We start from the raw sequence: 17,762 nt of genomic DNA, 5'->3' as shown, positions 1-17,762 counted from the left end.
TGAATGGATGAGCCAGTTAGTGCAATTTATCGACGGTCAGTGGCTTGCCGGTGAAGGCAAGCCGTTCGAGTCAACCGATCCGGCCAAGAACGAGGTGATCTGGCAGGGGGCTGCCGCCAGCACGGCGCAGGTGGATGCCGCCGTCAAGGCCGCCCGTGCCGCCTTCTACCATTGGGCGGACATGAGCCTTGAGGATCGTCTGGCCATAGTGCGTCGTTATGCCGACCTGCTTGGCGAGCAGAAAGAGGCGCTGGCCCTGACCATCGCCCGTGAAACAGGCAAACCGCTGTGGGAGACCCGCACCGAAGTAGCCGCCATGCAGGGCAAGATTGCCATCTCCATCCGGGCGCACGACGAGCGTACCGGCACCGTTGAAAATGCCATGCCGGGCGCCAAGGCGTTTGTCCGTCACAAGCCCCACGGTGTGGTGGCGGTGTTCGGCCCCTACAACTTCCCGGGCCATCTGCCCAACGGCCATATCGTACCGGCACTGATTGCGGGTAACGCCGTGGTATTCAAACCCTCCGAGCTGACCCCCATGGTGGCCGAAGCCATGGTCAAGGTGTGGCAGGAGGCGGGGCTGCCCAATGGCGTGCTCAATCTGGTGCAAGGGGAGGTAGAGACTGGCAAGGCGCTGGCTGGCAACCCCGACATCGACGGCCTCTTCTTTACTGGTTCTTCCCGCACCGGTCATTTCCTCCATCAACAGTTTGCCGGTCAGCCGGGCAAAATTCTGGCTCTCGAGATGGGCGGCAACAACCCGCTGATCGTGAAAGAGGTGAGTGACATCGACGGCGCCGTCCATGCCATCGTCCAGTCGGCATTTATCACCTCGGGTCAACGTTGCACCTGTTCCCGCCGTCTGTTTGTCGAGCGCGGCGAGCGGGGCGATGCGCTGGTCAAGCGACTGATCGAGGTGGTCAGCCAGATCAAGGTAGGCCTCTATGACGCCGCCGAGCAGCCGTTCATGGGCTCGATGATAAGCGAGAAGGCAGCACAGGGCATGGTCGAGGCGCAAGCCAACCTGCAGCGCCTCGGTGGCGAGAGCCTGCTTACCCTCAAGCACCTGGAAGCGGGCACAGGCTTTGTCTCCCCGGGCATTATCGACGTGACCTCAGTGAGCGCGCTGCCTGACGAAGAGTACTTCGGCCCGCTGCTGCAGCTCATTCGCTATGACGATTTCGATGCCGCAATCGATCAGGGCAACGCCACCCGCTACGGTCTCTCGGCCGGTCTGCTGGGGGACAAGGAGGCGGACTGGCACCATTTCTTCAAGCGGATCCGCGCCGGTATCGTCAACTGGAACAAACCCATCACCGGCGCCTCCAGTGCCGCGCCGTTTGGTGGCATCGGCGCTTCCGGCAACCACAGGGCAAGCGCCTACTACGCTGCTGATTACTGTGCTTACCCAGTTGCCTCCGTTGAAGACAGCAAAGCCGCCATGCCGGATCAACTGTCGCCCGGCCTGCGCTTCTAATAACGACACGGGGCATCCAGCGGTGCCCCCATCTGTACCCGCAATCAAAGGAAAGAGAGATGCAAAAGGATATCGACACCCTGTTCAGCCATCTGTGGGACAACTATATCAAGGTGACCCCGAGCGCCCTCAAGGTGCACACCCTGCTGGGTGGCGGCGAGCCCATCGTCAACGATCACGTGGCGTTTCGTACCTACAACCTGCCCAAGCTGGGGCTGGAGAAGCTGGCCGCCCACTTTCTGGCGCTCGGTTACGAGCAGAAGGGCGAGTATGTGTTCAAGGCCAAGAAGCTCTACGCCAAGCACTTCGAGCACAAAGATCCGGACGCGCCCAAGGTCTTTATCAGCGAGCTGAAGGTCGAAGAACTCTCCCCGGCGGCGCAGGCTATCATCCATAAACTGGCGGATCAGGTGCCCGATCATCTGACCGATACCCCGGCATTTCTCTACACCGGCGCCCCCTGGCAGGTCTCCTATGCCGATTATCAGACCCTGCTGGCGGAGAGCGAGTACGCGGCATGGATGGCAGCATGGGGCTATCGTGCCAACCACTTCACGGTCAATATCAACAAGTTGAAGGATTTCGACACCATCCATCAGGTCAATGCGGCGCTCAAGGCGGCGGGTTTTGTCCTCAACAGCGTGGGTGGCGAGGTGAAGGGGGATCCGCAGGTGATGCTGGAGCAATCCTCCACCATGGCGGACAAAGCCGAGGTTCCGTTCAGCGATGGGGTGCGTACCATCCCGAGCTGCTTCTACGAGTTTGCCCTGCGCTATCCGCAGGCCGATGGTGTGCTCTATCCGGGCTTTGTCGAGGCCTCGGCGGACAAGATCTTCGAATCGACGAATGCCATGTAACGGGAGCGACCCTGTTTCAGTCGCAACGCCTCCTCGTGGAGGCGTTTTGTTTGGCGCCGAGTGACGGTGGCGAGTGTTGTCTGACGCCGCGTGGGAAGGGGATTTGTACGGAGCCCAACCGGTAAATGTGTGTTGATAAAAATGTGAACGAGATCACTTGAGACGACACAGATTGACGCTGGCGGTGGAGCAAAAAGGAGTAGAATGGCGCTTTATTTTTGCGGGGCCAATCGATGCCTAACTATCACTTTTTCAAGCAGGGTCAGGCGCTTACCTATCTAGATGCCAATGCGCCCAGCTATAGCGATGAGCGTCGTCAACTGGTCGAACAGGGATTTGCCGCCATCGCCGCCCCCACCTTTGCAGATACCCCGGCCGAAGCCCTTGAGCTGCTTCGCACTCATCAGGCACTACAGGATGAGGCCAACGCCAACGCCCTTTGTCTGACGGTTGCCACTATTCCGGCGGTGATCGCAACTCTGTCCGGGCACTGACGCTGCCGCTATGCTCACCTGAATAAAAAATGGTGCCACTGTCATGACACCATTTTATCGGTTTGCCTGCTTGCCCTGAGTACTTTACCGCTGGTGCAGGTCACCTTCGATAACCAGCACGGTATCCATCCCTGCCGCCTTGCCAGCCTCAAGCCCGATGCGGGTATCTTCAAACACCAGACAGTTGGCCGGATTGGCGCCGAGCAATTCGGCCACCTGCAAGAAGGTATCAGGGTGCGGTTTGTGGTTGGTGACATCATCGGCACTCACCACCACAGAGATATAGGCATCGAGCCCGGTACTCTTCAGGATCGACTCCGCCTGATTGCGCGGTGAACCGGTGCCAATCCCCATCTTGACCTTGCCGTGATAGTGCCTGACCAGCTCCCACATCTTGGGAAAGACGCTGACCTTGTCGATATGTGCCATATAGAGTGCAATCTTGCGGCGGGTAAAAGCCTCGACATCCACCGTCAGCCCCTGCTGCTCGGCCAGCATGGCGATGATCTTGCGGGTGGGAATGCCGCCGTACTGATAGAGCTGATCCCGCTCGAAGGGGATGCCGAACTCGGCGCAGGTGAGCTCCCAGGCATCCAGATGGAGGGGCATGGAATCTACCAAAGTGCCATCCATATCGAAAATTAGGGCATCGTAGTGATCAAACCCGTACTGCTCACGCTCGCTCATGGGGGCTCCTTGAATCAAATAAAGCAGGCTAGCAGAAACGGTCGGCACTTTGTGGGATCGGCTTCATGGTTGGGTAGATTGTGGCCGCCGTTTTTTCTATCTCTTGCTGATTTGTGAGACAATAATCCGTTTATTGCCGGATACTTTGGCATATCAGATCTGCGAGTCCGCTTATGACCTCGAAAATATCCCCCAAAACCATTTTCTCCAGTGTGGCGCTGGTGATCGCGCTCGGTTCACTGGAAAAGAGCATCGTCACCACCCCGCTGCCCATGATTGGCGCCGAGCTGCATGCCGGTGCCGCCCTCACCTGGGTGGTCACCGCCTACCTGCTGGCGGCTACTGCCGTGCTGCCCCTCTACGGCAAGCTGAGCGATCTCTTTGGCCGGGTGCGGATGCTCAATATCGGCATCGGCCTGTTTCTGGCGGGCTCGGTGGCCTGCGCGCTCTCCCAGGATCTGCCGACCCTGTTGGCTGCGCGGGTGCTGCAAGGGCTGGGGGGCGGCGGTCTGATTGCCCTCGCGTTTACCGTGATTGCCGACACCATTCCGCCACGGGAGGTGGGCAAATATCAGGGCTACATTTCGGCGGTCTATGCGGTCTCCAGTATCGCTGGCCCCTTGCTTGGCGGCTACTTCACCGAGCAACTCAGCTGGCGCTGGATCTTCTGGATCAATCTGCCGCTCGGGGCGCTTGCAGTCTTTCTCATCAACCGCAACCTCAAGCAGCTCAACGTGCGTCGCCACAGTCGCTTCGACTGGAAGGGGGCGGGTCTGCTGATTACCGTCACCACGCTCACCCTGTTGCTGCTCTCGCCGGAGGCGGCGCTGCCCGCCGTCTGGCTCTCGGCGGCGCTGGGCGTTGCGCTGCTGTTGCTCATTCTGATTGAGCGGCGTGCCCACGACCCCATATTGCCCGCCCATCTGGCCCGGCTGCCCGGCTATCTGGTGAGCGTGCTGCTGGTGATGCTCTCCCAGTTGCTGATGTTTGCCGTGCTGGTCTATCTGCCGTTGCAGATGCAGTGGCAGAAGGGGATGAGCGCCAGCGAGAGCGGCGCCATCATGGTCATCTTCATGATTTGCATCACTGCCGGTGCCTTTGTCGGCGGCAAGCTGATTGGCCGTACCGGCCACTACAAGAGCTTTGTCGCGGTGGGCTTTGGCCTCGCTGCGGTGGCTCTGTGGCAGATCCACTTCGATGCCTGGGTCAGGCTGGCGCTCGGGTTTGCCGGTATCGGTCTCGGTCTGGTGCTGCCCGCCCTCTCCGTGGTGGTGCAGAATGCTCTGCCACGGGAAGATCGCGGCATCGGCATGTCGCTGTTCAACTTCGGGCGGGAGCTCGGCGGTGCCGTCGGCGTGGCCATCTGCTCCATGCTGTTTCACTTCCGCCAGCCAGCCGGCAGCGATGGCGATCTGAGCCGGCTCGCCCCCGATCTGCTGGCCCCAGGCTTCAGCGCGACCTATATCGGCATGGCACTGATCGCCACGCTGGCGCTGCTCATCACCCTGCTGGCGTTGAAACGCCACGAGCTTGCCTCCATCAGCGCCTGATTTGGCCTGCGCCGATATTGGCTCACCATAGCTACCATCAGGGCACCCCGCGGGGAGCCCTGATGGTTATTTGGTAAATAGAGTGGCTGTTGCCATCAAGCCGAACGCGGCTTACTCCTGCGCCGGACTCTCCTTGCCTGCCAGCTGGCTCAGCCAGGCGAAGCGGCGATTGGCCTCCTGCTCCGCCTCTTGATAGAGCTGGCTGGCCACCTCCGGCAGCTGGCGCTCCAGCCGTTGGAAGCGGGGCTCGTGGCGCAAGGTCTCGGCCAGCGAGGCATTGGGGGCCCGCGAGTCGAGTGCCAGCGGCAGTTTGCCCTCTTCTGCGCGGCGCGGATCGAAGCGGTAGAGCGGCCAGAAGCCGGTGGCGGTCAGCTGCTTCATCTGCTCATGGCTCTCGGCCATGTCGTAGCCATGCTCCTCGCAGGGGCTGTAGGCAATGATGAGTGAGGGGCCCGGGTAGGCTTCCGCCTCCTGAATCGCCTTCACCGTCTGGTTCATCTGGGCGCCGAGGGAGATCTGCGCCACATAGACGTGGCCATACATCATCACGCTGGCGCCGAGATCCTTGCGTCCCTTGCGCTTGCCCTGCTCGCCAAACTTGGTAATGGCCCCGAGTGGCGTCGCCTTCGATTGCTGGCCGCCGGTGTTGGAGTAGCACTGGGTGTCGAGCACCAGCACATTGATGTTCTCCCCCAGACTCAACACATGGTCGAGTCCACCAAAGCCGATGTCGTAGGCCCAGCCATCGCCGCCGATGAGCCAGACCGATTTTTCCACTAGATAGTCCGCATCGCGAGCCAGCTCTTGGGCTGCCGGGATCTGGCTCTCCTGCAGCAGCGCTCGCAACTGCTGGATATGGGCCCGCTGCTTGGAAACCGGCAGGGTGGCATCGCCGAGCGCCTCGCGCAGCGCTGCCGGAATTGTGTCGCCGAGGCTCGCCAGCAGACGGCGCACCCGCTCCCTGTGCTGATCGACGGTGAGGCGGAAGCCTAGTCCGAACTCGGCGTTGTCTTCAAACAGCGAGTTGGCCCAGGCTGGGCCGCGCCCGTCGGCGTTGGTGGTGTAAGGGGTGGTAGGCAGGTTGCCGCCATAAATGGACGAGCAGCCGGTGGCGTTGGCAATCAGCAGCCGATCGCCATAGAGCTGGGTCAGCAGTTTGATGTAGGGAGTCTCGCCACAGCCGGAGCAGGCGCCGGAGTATTCAAACAGCGGCGAGATGAGCTGGGAGGTGCGGATGTCGATGCGCTCCAGCTGCTCGGCGCTGCGCTCTGGCAGATCGAGGAAGAAGTCGTAGTTGGCCTTCTGCGCGTCGAGGTGATCGAGGCGTGAAGCCATATTGATCGCCTTGCGATCCGGGTTGCTGCGATCCTTGGCCGGGCACACCTCGACGCAGAGGTTGCAGCCGGTGCAATCCTCCGGCGCCACCTGCAGCACGTACTGCTGGCCGCGCATATCGCGGGATTTCACATCCAGCGCATCCAGAGTGGCGGGGGCAGCGGCCAGCGCATCCGGTTCCACCACCTTGGCGCGAATGGCCGAGTGGGGACAGGCAGCGACACAGTAGTTGCACTGGGTGCAGAGCTCCGCCTCCCAGATGGGGATCTCCTTGGCGATGTTGCGCTTCTCCCAGCGGGTGGTGCCGACCGGCCAGGTGCCATCCGGCGGGAAGGCCGAGACAGGCAGGCTGTCACCCAGTCCCGCCAGCATGGCGGCGGTGACGGTCTGGACAAAGTCGGGGGCCTTGGCCGAAACCACCGGCGGGCGGGGACGGCTGGCGGGATCCAGCTCACCCAGCGGCACCCGGGTCAGGGCGGCGCAGGTTGCCTCCAGTGCCATCCAGTTGCGCTCGACCAGTGTCTGTCCCTTGCTGCCATAGCTGGTAGCGACGGCCTGCTTCAGCAGGCTGGTCGCCTCTGCGGGGGGAATGATGGCGCTGAGCTGGAAGAAGGCCATCTGCATCACGGTATTGATGCGGTTGCCGAGCTGGCAGTCGCGGGCAATTTTGGCGGCGTTGATGATGTAGAAGCGCGCCTCTTTCTCGCGCAGGGCGTGCTGTACCTCGCTGGGGAGGCGCTGCAAGATCTCCGCTTCGCTGTAGGGGGAGTTGAGCAGGAAGATGCCGCCCGCTTTCAAGCGCTCCGCCATCCGGTACTTGTCGACAAACTGCCACTGATGGCAGCCGATAAAGTCCGCCTCTTCCACCAGATAGGCCGACTGCAGCGGCCGCTCGCCCACCCGCAGGTGAGAGACGGTGAGGCCACCCGCCTTCTTGGAATCGTAGACGAAATAGCCCTGCGGATAGAGGTCGGTGTGGTTGCCGAGGATCTTGATGCTGTTCTTGGCCGCCGAGACGGTGCCATCGCTGCCAAGGCCGTAGAAGAGCGCTTCCAGCTTGTGTTGCTGGCTGTGGATGGGGCTTTGCGAATCCAGCGTGGGCAGCGGTAGCGAGAGGCCTGTGATGTCATCGAAGATGCCGACGGTAAAGCGCGGACGCGGGTTCTCTTGCGCCAGTTCAGCAAACACCGCCAGCGCGCAGGCGGGGCCGAACTCTTTGGAGGAGAGGCCATAGCGGCCGCCGATCACCCGTGGCAGGCTTGCCCGCTCGCCCCGGCTGACCGCTTCGGCAAGCGCCGTCATCACGTCGAGATAGAGGGGCTCGGCCTGTGCGCCCGGCTCCTTGGTACGATCCAGAACGGCGATGGCGTGGGCACTCTCGGGAATCGCGGCCAGCAGGTGCTTGGCCGAGAAGGGGCGGTAGAGGCGCACCTTCACCAACCCCACCTTCTCCCCTTGGGCCTGCAGGCGCTCGATGACTTCCTCGCAGGTGCCGATGGCCGAGCCCATCAGCACCACAATCCGCTCCGCCTGCGGGTGGCCGACATATTCAAACGGTCGGTAGTGGCGGCCGGTCTGCTCGCCAAAAGCCTGCATCGCCTTGCTCACATGGCCATAGGCGGCGTCATACCAGGGGTTGCTCGCCTCCCGGCACTGGAAGTAGGTGTCCGGGTTGGCGGCGGTGCCGCGAATGACCGGTTTGTCGGGGGTGAGCGCCCGGTCACGATGGGCGCGGATGGCATCTGCGGGCAGCAGGGCGCGCAGGGTGTCGTCAGCGAGCGGCGCTATCTTGGCGATCTCGTGAGAGGTACGAAAGCCGTCGAAGAAGTGGATAAAGGGGAGGCGGCTGTTGAGGCTCGCTATCTGGGAGATCAGGGCAAAGTCCTGCGCCTCCTGCACATTGCTGGCACAGAGCATGGCGCAGCCGGTCTGGCGCACCGCCATCACGTCCGAGTGATCGCCAAAGATCGATAGCGCATGGGTCGCCACGGTGCGCGCCGCCACATGCAGTACGAAGGGGATAAGCTGACCCGCCAGCTTGTAGAGGTTGGGGATCATCAGCAGCAAACCCTGCGACGAGGTAAACGAGGTCGCCAGCGCGCCGGTCTGCAGGGCACCGTGGACGGCAGCGATGGCGCCCCCTTCCGACTGCATTTCGACAACCCGAGGCACATCCCCCCAGAGGTTCTTGCCCCGCTCGCTCGACCAGGCCGACGACTGCTCAGCCATGGCCGAGCTGGGGGTGATGGGGTAGATGGCGATGACTTCGCTGGTGCGGTACGCCACCGAGGCGACTGCGTTATTCCCGTCTGTGGTGATCATCTGTTTTCCACTTTGCTATGCCAGTTTGAAGGCCGATAGTTGCATCGGTAATGGATAGGTCGCAGGCATAGTAAGAGGGGCAATAAGAGCGTATCAAACGGGATAAATAATCAATTAATAAGTCAGTAATAGTGGTTAATTTAATCCCATCATGTGGGGGCGTGATTTTCTGCTGGTAGCCGGTGGAGTAGCGATTGACGGGCCATTGCTTTGGCCCGTCAGCACGGGGTTAACCCTGCTCCACTCGCAGCCAGATGGCACACTGATAAGGGGCGAAGAGTGGCAGTGGTTCGTTTGGGTAATTGGCCAGCAGCAACCGCATCTCGTCTGTCACCTTGTCGAAGTGGGGCATCGTCAAGGGATTGGCCGTGAGATTGGCGAGCAGCAGCAGGGTGTGCTGTTCTCCGCTAGCCGGATCCTGCCAGTGGCGGCGATAGCTGATGCGCTCGGGATCATCCCCATCCAGCAGCTCGAAATTGCCGTGGCGAACGACCGGGTGGGCCTTGCGCAGGGCGATAAGCTGGCGATAGCAGTGAAACGGCGAGTCGGGGCGGGCCAGCTGCTCGGCGGCATTAATCTCGATGTGATTGGCGTTGAGGGCGATCCAGGGCGTGGCCGTGCTGAAACCGGCGTGGGGGCCGGCGTCCCACTGCATCGGGGTACGGGCGTTGTCGCGGCCGATGGCATCGAGCCGCCGACTCAGCTCGGCAGGATCCAGCCCTGACTGGCTGGCGCGGTAGTTGATGGCCTCCACATCGCGCAGCTCGCCCGGCTGCCAGTGGCGGTTGGTCATGGCGAGCTCCTCCCCCTGATAGATGAAGGGAGTGCCCTGCATCATGTGCAGCACCATGGCCCACAGCCTGGCGCTGGTTTCCCGCCATTCTGGCCTGTCATCGCCAAAGCGGGAGACGGCGCGAGGCAGGTCGTGGTTGCCGAGAAACAGGCTGTTCCAGCCCTGACCGTGCAGCCCTTGCTGGTGGCGGGCCATGGCTCGCTTGAAGGCGAGGGGATCGAAGCGGGATGACCACTTGTCACTGCCGAGCCCCAGATGCTCGAAGTTGAACACCATGCTGAACTCGCTGCCATCGTGGTTCGAATAGTTCTGCATATGGGAGAGATCGGCCCCCCAGGTCTCCCCCACCGTGATGATCCCCTTGCCGCCGAAGCTGGCGGCATTGAGCTCGCGGATATAGTCGTGCAGGCGCGGGCCGTTGCTCATGGCCAGTCGGTCCCACTCCTTGCTCACCATATCGATCACATCGAAGCGAAATCCCTTGATCCCTTTGCCCAGCCAGAAGTTGATCACCTCTGCCATCTCGGCACGCACCGCCGGGTTATCCCAGTCCAGATCGGCCTGACTGGGATCGAAGTTGTGCAGATAGTAGCGATCAAGCGCTGGCACATACTGCCAGCCGCTGCCGCCAAAAATCGAGGTAATGGGGTGAGCATCGACAAAGGCTTGATCGCGAAATACGTAGTACTCCTGATAGCGCGAGTCGCCGGCCAGTGCCTTCATAAACCACTCGTGCTCGGTAGAGGTGTGGTTGGCGACGATATCCATCATGATGCCGATGCCGTGAGCGGCCGCTTCGGCTATCAGCTGCTCCATCTCGGTCAGGGTACCGAAGGCGGGGTCGATGGCTCGGTAGTCCGCCACATCATAGCCATTGTCCCGCTTGGGGGAGCGATAGATGGGGGTGAGCCAGAGCATATCGACTCCGAGGGTGGCCAGATAGTCGAGGCGCTGACGGATGCCGTTGATATCGCCCATGCCGTCGCCATCGCTGTCCTGAAAACTCATGGGGTAGATCTGGTAGATGACGCAGCTATCGAGGTCGATATCGGGCGTGTGAAGGGAGTGCGTATTCATCAGCTTGGCCGGTTAGGGGAGAAGATTTTCTATCTTACGCAGATGAACGGGTACTCGACAGGGCAGGGGAAACCTTGAAAAGGGTTCCATAGTTGGCTGATTGCCAAAAGTGCGGGAAGGGTCACAAAGGTGCCATCCCGGGCCACGGCTGTGGTCGGGATGGCACGGCACTTAGCGTTGATGCTATGCAGGAATACTGGTTATTGAGCAGCCTTGGCCTGCTCGCTGCGCTGCTCCTGCTGGCGCTCTGCCTTCTCTTGCTGGCGTTCCGCTTGTGCTTCCAGCTCCTTGCCGAGGAAGTAGTTCAGGAAGGTGCGGATCACCGCGATGATGGCAAGGCGGATCAGCTCCTCCTTGCTTGGCGCGACCGTGGTGGCCAGGATGTCAGCGGCGAGCTGGAACTCCAGCGCCAGAATGAGCCAGCTGCCAAAACAGAGGCGAATGCGCGGAAAGCCCGGTTCGTGATCCTCCATCCGTGCCGCCAGCCAGAGGGTCTTGCCAAGCCCTATCACCACACAGGCGATGGAGATGATCTCCAGCAGCAGCTGGAACAGCTCGACCCCGTGCATCATCCCTTCTCTCAGGCTCGCTATCTCAAACACTCGGGTCACCTCCCTGATTCAAAAGAGGACACTATTAACACATCGCTCGGCAAAGGCCAAATCAGAGGTGCCTGATAAGCATCGCGATCTGCTCAATTGTCTGACGGGCTGCCTGGCTCACACCTGCCAACTGGAAGAAGCCGTGTATAACACCCAGTTGCCGCTGACAGGTAGCCGTGACTCCGGCTTGCAGCAGTTTGCGATAGAGGGCTTCCCCTTCATCGCGCAGCGGATCATATTCCGCCGTTACGATATGGGTCGGCGGCAATCCTGACAGGGCAGGATGGTGGAGCGGGCTGGCTCCGGGGTGAGTGGTGGGCAGTTCACCCAGATAGGCGTGAAAACCGCTTAACAGCATGTCGCGGGTGATGAGGTAGTCATCCCCTAGCTGCCGATAGCTGTCACTGTCGCCCGCAGCATCGAGCATCGGATAGATGAGCAGTTGGGCTGCAGGCAAGGGTGCACCTTGCTCCTTGAGTCGCAAGGTGGTGATCAGGGCGAGGTGGCCGCCGGCACTGTCGCCCGCAAGGACAATCCGTGCCGGATCCCCATGCCATTTCTCCACATCGGCCATGATGGCGAGCGTGGCTGCCAGTGCGTCGTCGTGTGCTGCAGGATAGGTGTGTTCAGGGGCAAGGCGGGTATGTACCGCGAACACCAGTGCTTCGGCGCGATTACACAGCATGCGCATCTGGCGGTCGTGGGTGTCGAACTCGCCGCTGACAAAACAGCCGCCATGAAAGTAGATCAGGGCCGGATGGCTTGCACTTGAGGTGGACGCTGGCTGATAGAGGCGAACGGAATAATGGCCGTTTTGCCACTCTTCGACAGCGCCAACCTCCTCCCGTTCACCACCCAATATGGCTGAAGCAAGATAGCCTTCACGCCGCTTCTGCCAGCTCAGGCTGCTCGCCTTGGGGCGGCCTGCAGCGATGAACTCTGCCACCATGGCCGCAATGGCCGGTTCAAGTTGTGTATCCATAATTCACCAACAACTGTATATAAAAACAGTTGTTTTGCGCCTTTAGCCAGAGAGCGCAACCGGCGTTAGCTGAGGCAGCTCACAAAATCAGACTTCAAGCAGCTGGAATTCAATCACATAGAGCGGCGGCAGAGCGGGGTAGATATCGCGGATCACCTGTTTGAGCTCGGGGAGGGTCATGTTCTCCTGACGGGCGTGCTCGTCGTTCAGTTCATCGAAGGCTACAGCATTGACGGAGAGCACCTCGATGGTGCCAAAGGGCTGGTGTTCCGGGTTGGTGAACAGCGCCAGCCGCTGGCCGGGCTGCCAGTTGGCCTCGCTCTCGTCGCGGATGGTGATGGTCTTGCGGCCCGCCTGAATGTCGGCAACGAAGCGGCTGAAGAAGGTGAATTCGGGATGGGTAGACATGGCTCTCTCCTGACAGGGTGAATCGAAATGGGATGAATGGAAATCAAAGGTCGAGATAGGCGCGCAGCCTGGTCAGATCGGCGATAACGGGGCCGTCACTGCCGTCGGCCACTATGCCCTGTTCGACCAGCTCCTTGAGGGCACGGCGGTAAACCCGCTCTGTGGTGCCGAAGCGCGCCGCCTCGTGGGCCCGCTTACGTGACCCCAGCATGGGGGTGCGCTGGCGTTCTCGCCACAACTCATAGGCGATGTTGTAGGCGATGGGGTGGAGCAGTCGGCTGGTGGTGATCTCCAGCGTATCGAGATAGTCGCTGGCAAGCGCCGCGGCGAAGAAGAGGGTCAGCTCGGGCTCGGCCAGCAGGCGCTGGGCCAGCTTGTCGGCACAGATGACCCGGGCGTCGAGTTCGGTCTCGGCCACCACGTTCCACTGCACCGGGGTGGCGCTGAAGAACTCCATTTCGCCGAAGAGCTGGCTGTGACACTCAATCTCGCCGAGCTGGAAGATGCGGCCCGAGTGGACGGCGCTATTGAGGGAGACCCGCCCTGCGCCCACCAGATAGAGCTGCTCGCTCAGCTCCCCCTGCCGCATGATGGATTCGCCCGGCAGGTAGCGACGCAGAAACAGGGTGCACGCTTCCAGCGCCGCGGCAAAGCGGGGTTCCAGTTTGGCGAGTTCGGCGTGAAAACGACCGAGGGGATAGGGCTGTTGCTGCATGACGTACCTGTCGCACCGATGACGAGGGCCATGAGGCTAGCAAGAGCGCGGGCCGGATACCAGCCCGCCTCCTGTCGAATGTGCCGTGATTAACGGTTTGCGGGTTATTGCACCAGGGCGTGGAGGGCGGCGGCGATGGCGTTTCGCTCGCCGTTCATCATGGCCTGCTCGGCGTTGGCGTACTCATTGACCCCATCCTGCACATCCTGCTCGAACAGCACCACGTTGCAGAGCACGGCGGCAACCCGCACCTTGCGCAGGCGCCCCACCGTCAGTAGAGAGGCAGTTTCCATATCGGCGCCCAGCACGCCACGGGCATGCCAGTAGCGGCATACCTCCTGCTCGTCATCCCGATAGAAGCTGTCGTGGGAGCGCACCAGCCCGTGCCAATGAGGCTGGCTGCCGGTTACCACATGGTTGAGCAAGGCGGCCTGCAGCCAGATATCGGCGCAGGCGGGGTACTCGGCGGGCAGATAGGCCTGTGAGGCACCCTCATTGCGTACAGCCCCTTCCACCACGATAAGGTCGCCCAGCCCGATGTCGTGTTGCAGGGCACCGGCGGAGCCGACCCGAATAAGCGAGCGGGCACCGGCTTGCACCAGCTCCTCCAGCGCTATGATGGCCGAGGCGCCGCCGATGCCGGTGCTGCAGACCGTGATGGGCAGCCCCTGATAGCGGCCGTTGATGAGGCGAAACTCCCGGTTTTGCCCCAGCACTTCACACTGTTCGAGCTGGCTGGCGATGCGATCGACCCGGGCCGGGTCGCCGCACAGTACCACTCGCTCGGCAATCTGGTCGGGGCGGCACTGGAGATGGGGTAACAGAGTCATGGCTTACAGACCTTGTGGCTGGCGCTTGGCGGCAATCACCCAGAGGCGAGTGCCGTTGGCGGCGATAAACAGCAGGATCAGGTACTCCAGCGACATGGCGTAGACGCCCTGCGCGGCATAGACACCGATGCTGATGATGTTGATGACGACCCAGAGGATCCAGTTCTCCACGTATTTGCGGGTCATCAGGATCTGGGCGACGACCGAGAGCACCGTCATGCTGGCATCCCAGAACGGGAAGGCATCGGGGGAGGGCTCGGGGATGGCAAGGTTGGCACCAAACAGGTTGAGCAGGGAGACCGAGGTGCGTGCCAGGGTGGCGAAGACCGGGTCGATATAGCGGGTCAGCAGAGCGATGGCCAGCACGCTCACGGCTGCGGTCACCATCAGTTTGGATCTGCTGAGCCAGCGGATCTGCAGGGTATCCCCCTGATCGTTGGCCGGGCGGGTCCAGGCGTACCAGCCGTAGACGTTGGCGCAGAAGAAGAACAGCTGCAACATCAACAGTCCGTAGAGCTGGATCTGGAAGAAGATGATGGCAAACAGGCTGACGTTGATCAGACCAAACAGGTAATTGATGGTTTTCTCCTGACTGGCGAACCAGATACAGGCTAGACCAAACAGGGTGCCGATGGCTTCAATCCATGACATGGCATAGCCGCCACCCAGCGGTATGGTCACTAGCGTGTTATTGATGCTGAACAGCTCGAATATGCTCATTTTCTGATCCTTGGGCATGAGGGTTAGTATGCGAGGGCGCCATTCTAAGGGGTGAGGGGGAGAAGGGGCAGGACTTTTGTCCGCCCCGGGCTTGGCCCATATCAAAGAAATCGCCGCTGCCGCCCGGTTATTCCAGCAGTGATGGGTTATGGTGCCCCGGCGGGCCGGACTTTATTGATATGTAGCAAGATGATAGCGCCGTGGCTGTGGTCTGATAGAGTCCACTCTCCGGGAGGAGAATCACGTGATAAAAGGAGGTTGTATTGAATTCCGAGCTTGTCTGGGTGCTCTGTCTGCTGGCTGGCGCCATCTATCTCTTCATGACCAACAAGGTGCGCATGGATGTGGTCGCCCTGTTGATCATTATCCTCTTTGTGCTGAGCGGCACCCTCACCCTGCCGGAGGCGCTGGCGGGCTTTAGCGATCCCAACGTCATTCTGATTGCCGCCCTGTTTGTGGTGGGTGAGGGGCTGGTTCGCACCGGCATCGCCTATCAGGTGGGGGATGCATTGGTGAAGGTGGCGGGCAGCAGCGAGACCAAGCTGCTGGTGTTGCTGATGGTGGCGGTGGCAAGTCTGGGGGCTGTGATGAGCAGCACCGGGGTGGTGGCCATCTTTATCCCGGTGGTGCTGAGTGTGGCGAATCGAATGGGGATCCCGGCCGGTCGCCTGATGATGCCCCTCGGTTTTGCCGGGCTGATCAGCGGCATGATGACGCTGGTGGCGACGCCCCCCAACATGGTGGTCAACAGCGAGCTGATGCGCCACGGCATACATGGTTTCGGGTTCTTCGATTTCACCCCCATGGGCCTGCTGATCCTGGGGCTGGGCATCCTCTACATGCTGCTGGTGCGCGGCTCCTTGGTGGGCGAGGGAGAAGAGGGCAAAGGCAAGCCGACCGGGCGCCGCACCCTGCGCGATCTGATCCGAGACTACCGATTGGCCGGTAGGGCCCGTCGTCTGGCGCTGCGGCCTGACTCCCCGCTGATTGGTCACACCCTGGACGAGCTGCAACTGCGCGCCCGTTATGGTGCCCACGTCATCGGGGTGGAGCGCTGGCGCAAGTTTCGCCGGGTGATGGTGCCGGTGTCGGGGATCAGTGAATTTCAGGCCAAGGATGTTCTGCTGATCGACATGTCAGATCCCGAGGTGGATGTGCGGGCGTTTTGCACCGAGGCGCGGCTCGAACCCATGATCCTGCGCGGGGAGTATTTCTCCGATCAGGCGCGGGAGGTGGGGATGGCCGAGGTGTCGCTGATCCCCGAGTCCAAGCTGCTGGGTAAAAGCGTGCGTGAGGTGACCTTCCGCTCCAGCTACGGTTTGAGCGTGGTGGGGCTGCGCCGGGATGGCGAGACGATGGGTGGCAAGCTGGTGGATGAGCCGCTGCAGATGGGGGATACCCTGCTGGTGGTGGGCAACTGGAGTCATATCCGACTGCTGCAAACCCACAGCCGTGACTTTCTGCTGATGGGGCTGCCGGCCGAGGTAGACGAGATGGCGCCAGCGCGCAGCCAGGCGATCCATGCCCTCTTTTGTCTTGGCGTGATGATCCTGCTGATGGTGACCGATCCGGTGCCCAACGTGATTGCGGCGCTGATCGCCTGTCTGCTGATGGGCAAGTTTCGCTGCATCGACATGGAGAGCGCCTACAAGTCGATCCACTGGCCGACCCTGATCCTGATTGTCGGCATGTTGCCCTTCGCGCTGGCGCTGCAAAAAACCGGCGGGGTGGATCTCATCGTGGGCGGGTTGATGAGCGCAGTGGGAGAGATGGGGCCGCGGGTGATGCTGGCCAGTCTGTTTGCCCTCTGCGCCGTGATCGGTTTGTTCATCTCCAACACGGCGACGGCGGTATTGATGGCGCCGATTGCCTTGGGCACGGCGCAGCAGATGGGAGTCTCGCCCTATCCGTTTGCCATGACCATCGCCATCGCCGCCTCGGCCGCCTTCATGACGCCGGTCTCGTCACCGGTGAATACCCTGGTTCTGGGACCGGGCAACTACAAGTTCGCCGACTTTATCCGTATCGGCGTCCCCTTCACCCTGCTGGTGATGGCGGTGAGCGTGGTAGCCATTCCCTGGTTCTTCCCGTTCTGATAACCGGGATGATGAATGTGTGCACCAGCGGCCTGCGGGCCGCTTTTTTATGGCCGGGAGACAAGAGTGGCAAGGCGTGCTCGGAATAAATGAAGAGGGACGTGAACGGGAATTAACGTGGAGCTGGGTTAATAGAGGCGCGAGAGAAAAACTGGGGAGAGGCAAATTTCAGATACAAAAAAACCAGCGTGAGCTGGTCTGTTTGGTACTGCTATTAATGGTGCGGAAGGAGAGACTCGAACTCTCACGCCTAGGGCGCCAGAACCTAAATCTGGTGCGTCTACCAATTTCGCCACTTCCGCAATATTAATGGTGGCTATGACGGGATTCGAACCTGTGACCCCCGCATTATGAGTGCGATGCTCTAACCAACTGAGCTACATAGCCGTTTGTTATCGACCACAGATGTGGAAGAGAACAGAAAAATGGCTGGGGTACTAGGATTCGAACCTAGGGATGGCGAGATCAAAACCCGCTGCCTTACCGCTTGGCGATACCCCAACAGAAATAATGGTGGCTATGACGGGATTCGAACCTGTGACCCCCGCATTATGAGTGCGATGCTCTAACCAACTGAGCTACATAGCCGTTTGTTATCAACCACTGATGTGGAAGAGAACAGAAAATGGCTGGGGTACTAGGATTCGAACCTAGGGATGGCGAGATCAAAACCCGCTGCCTTACCGCTTGGCGATACCCCAACAGCGCTCCTCAACAGTCATGAGACTGGCAAAGAACTTTTAAAAATGGCTGGGGTACTAGGATTCGAACCTAGGGATGGCGAGATCAAAACCCGCTGCCTTACCGCTTGGCGATA

Annotated in this window: 14 protein-coding genes and 5 tRNA genes; 5 read left to right on the top strand and 14 right to left on the bottom strand. The window is 60.9% G+C overall.

Annotation, left to right across the window (positions count from 1 at the left end; all coding sequences use genetic code 11):
* The first annotated feature begins 7 nt into the window (after positions 1-7).
* The 3 genes from astD to AB5Z05_RS16450 all read left to right on the top strand — a co-directional run bounded on the left by astD (position 8) and on the right by AB5Z05_RS16450 (position 2,828).
* Positions 8-1,477 (top strand): succinylglutamate-semialdehyde dehydrogenase, encoded by a 1,470-nt coding sequence (gene astD, locus AB5Z05_RS16460; RefSeq protein WP_368152237.1) that lies wholly within the window; start codon positions 8-10, stop codon positions 1,475-1,477.
* 59 nt (positions 1,478-1,536) lie between these two features.
* Entirely contained in the window at positions 1,537-2,334 is a 798-nt protein-coding gene (locus AB5Z05_RS16455) for a DUF1338 domain-containing protein (RefSeq protein WP_159144220.1), read from the top strand.
* A gap of 233 nt (positions 2,335-2,567) precedes the next feature.
* Positions 2,568-2,828 carry a hypothetical protein gene (locus AB5Z05_RS16450; RefSeq protein WP_076491277.1) on the top strand — a complete coding sequence of 87 codons (261 nt, stop codon included), beginning with the start codon at positions 2,568-2,570 and terminating at the stop codon, positions 2,826-2,828.
* Between the two features lie 84 nt (positions 2,829-2,912).
* Here AB5Z05_RS16450 and AB5Z05_RS16445 read toward each other — a convergent pair whose 3' ends face one another.
* Positions 2,913-3,515 (bottom strand): HAD family phosphatase, encoded by a 603-nt coding sequence (locus tag AB5Z05_RS16445; protein ID WP_150995647.1) that lies wholly within the window; start codon positions 3,513-3,515, stop codon positions 2,913-2,915.
* A 173-nt stretch (positions 3,516-3,688) separates the two neighbouring features.
* Between AB5Z05_RS16445 and AB5Z05_RS16440 the strand changes: the two genes are divergently transcribed.
* Positions 3,689-5,065 carry an MDR family MFS transporter gene (locus AB5Z05_RS16440; protein WP_368152236.1) on the top strand — a complete coding sequence of 459 codons (1,377 nt, stop codon included), beginning with the start codon at positions 3,689-3,691 and terminating at the stop codon, positions 5,063-5,065.
* Positions 5,066-5,176: 111 nt separating this feature from the next.
* Here the strand turns inward: AB5Z05_RS16440 and nifJ are convergent, their stop codons facing one another.
* The 8 genes from nifJ to pnuC form a co-directional block, all read right to left on the bottom strand.
* Positions 5,177-8,722 (bottom strand): pyruvate:ferredoxin (flavodoxin) oxidoreductase, encoded by a 3,546-nt coding sequence (gene nifJ / locus AB5Z05_RS16435; protein WP_368152235.1) that lies wholly within the window; start codon positions 8,720-8,722, stop codon positions 5,177-5,179.
* 229 nt (positions 8,723-8,951) lie between these two features.
* The gene (locus AB5Z05_RS16430; RefSeq protein ID WP_368152233.1) at positions 8,952-10,592 is read right to left on the bottom strand and encodes an alpha-glucosidase; all 1,641 of its coding nucleotides are present in this window, start codon (positions 10,590-10,592) and stop codon (positions 8,952-8,954) included.
* 200 nt (positions 10,593-10,792) lie between these two features.
* Complete coding sequence (locus AB5Z05_RS16425) at positions 10,793-11,194, bottom strand: DUF1622 domain-containing protein (protein WP_043822331.1); 402 nt, start codon at positions 11,192-11,194, stop codon at positions 10,793-10,795.
* 61 nt (positions 11,195-11,255) lie between these two features.
* Positions 11,256-12,176: an alpha/beta hydrolase gene (locus AB5Z05_RS16420; protein ID WP_368152232.1), complete on the bottom strand. Its 921-nt coding sequence runs from the start codon at positions 12,174-12,176 to the stop codon at positions 11,256-11,258.
* A gap of 87 nt (positions 12,177-12,263) precedes the next feature.
* Positions 12,264-12,584 carry a N(4)-acetylcytidine aminohydrolase gene (gene yqfB, locus AB5Z05_RS16415; RefSeq protein ID WP_219271097.1) on the bottom strand — a complete coding sequence of 107 codons (321 nt, stop codon included), beginning with the start codon at positions 12,582-12,584 and terminating at the stop codon, positions 12,264-12,266.
* Positions 12,585-12,627: 43 nt separating this feature from the next.
* The gene (locus AB5Z05_RS16410; RefSeq protein ID WP_368152231.1) at positions 12,628-13,299 is read right to left on the bottom strand and encodes a Crp/Fnr family transcriptional regulator; all 672 of its coding nucleotides are present in this window, start codon (positions 13,297-13,299) and stop codon (positions 12,628-12,630) included.
* A gap of 104 nt (positions 13,300-13,403) precedes the next feature.
* Complete coding sequence (locus tag AB5Z05_RS16405; protein WP_368152229.1) at positions 13,404-14,129, bottom strand: nucleoside phosphorylase; 726 nt, start codon at positions 14,127-14,129, stop codon at positions 13,404-13,406.
* Between the two features lie 3 nt (positions 14,130-14,132).
* Positions 14,133-14,849, bottom strand: a complete 717-nt coding sequence (gene pnuC / locus AB5Z05_RS16400) for a nicotinamide riboside transporter PnuC (protein WP_005353925.1) — start codon at positions 14,847-14,849, stop codon at positions 14,133-14,135.
* 263 nt (positions 14,850-15,112) lie between these two features.
* On the opposite strand from pnuC, the gene AB5Z05_RS16395 reads away from it, so the two are divergent.
* Positions 15,113-16,945 carry an SLC13 family permease gene (locus tag AB5Z05_RS16395; protein ID WP_368152227.1) on the top strand — a complete coding sequence of 611 codons (1,833 nt, stop codon included), beginning with the start codon at positions 15,113-15,115 and terminating at the stop codon, positions 16,943-16,945.
* A 218-nt stretch (positions 16,946-17,163) separates the two neighbouring features.
* On the opposite strand, the gene AB5Z05_RS16390 is transcribed toward AB5Z05_RS16395, so the two are convergent.
* The 5 genes from AB5Z05_RS16390 to AB5Z05_RS16370 all read right to left on the bottom strand — a co-directional run bounded on the left by AB5Z05_RS16390 (position 17,164) and on the right by AB5Z05_RS16370 (position 17,646).
* A tRNA-Leu gene (locus tag AB5Z05_RS16390) sits at positions 17,164-17,247 on the bottom strand.
* Positions 17,248-17,255: 8 nt separating this feature from the next.
* Positions 17,256-17,332, bottom strand: a tRNA-Met gene (locus AB5Z05_RS16385).
* Positions 17,333-17,371: 39 nt separating this feature from the next.
* A tRNA-Gln gene (locus AB5Z05_RS16380) sits at positions 17,372-17,446 on the bottom strand.
* A 10-nt stretch (positions 17,447-17,456) separates the two neighbouring features.
* Positions 17,457-17,533, bottom strand: a tRNA-Met gene (locus AB5Z05_RS16375).
* Positions 17,534-17,571: 38 nt separating this feature from the next.
* Positions 17,572-17,646, bottom strand: a tRNA-Gln gene (locus AB5Z05_RS16370).
* Positions 17,647-17,762 lie beyond the last annotated feature (116 nt).

The organism is Aeromonas sp. R2-4 (assembly GCF_040908365.1).
Classification (GTDB): Bacteria; Pseudomonadota; Gammaproteobacteria; order Enterobacterales; family Aeromonadaceae; genus Aeromonas; species Aeromonas veronii.
The sequence above is the reverse complement of the archived record's forward strand: the minus strand, read 5'-3'. Positions and strand labels throughout refer to the sequence as shown.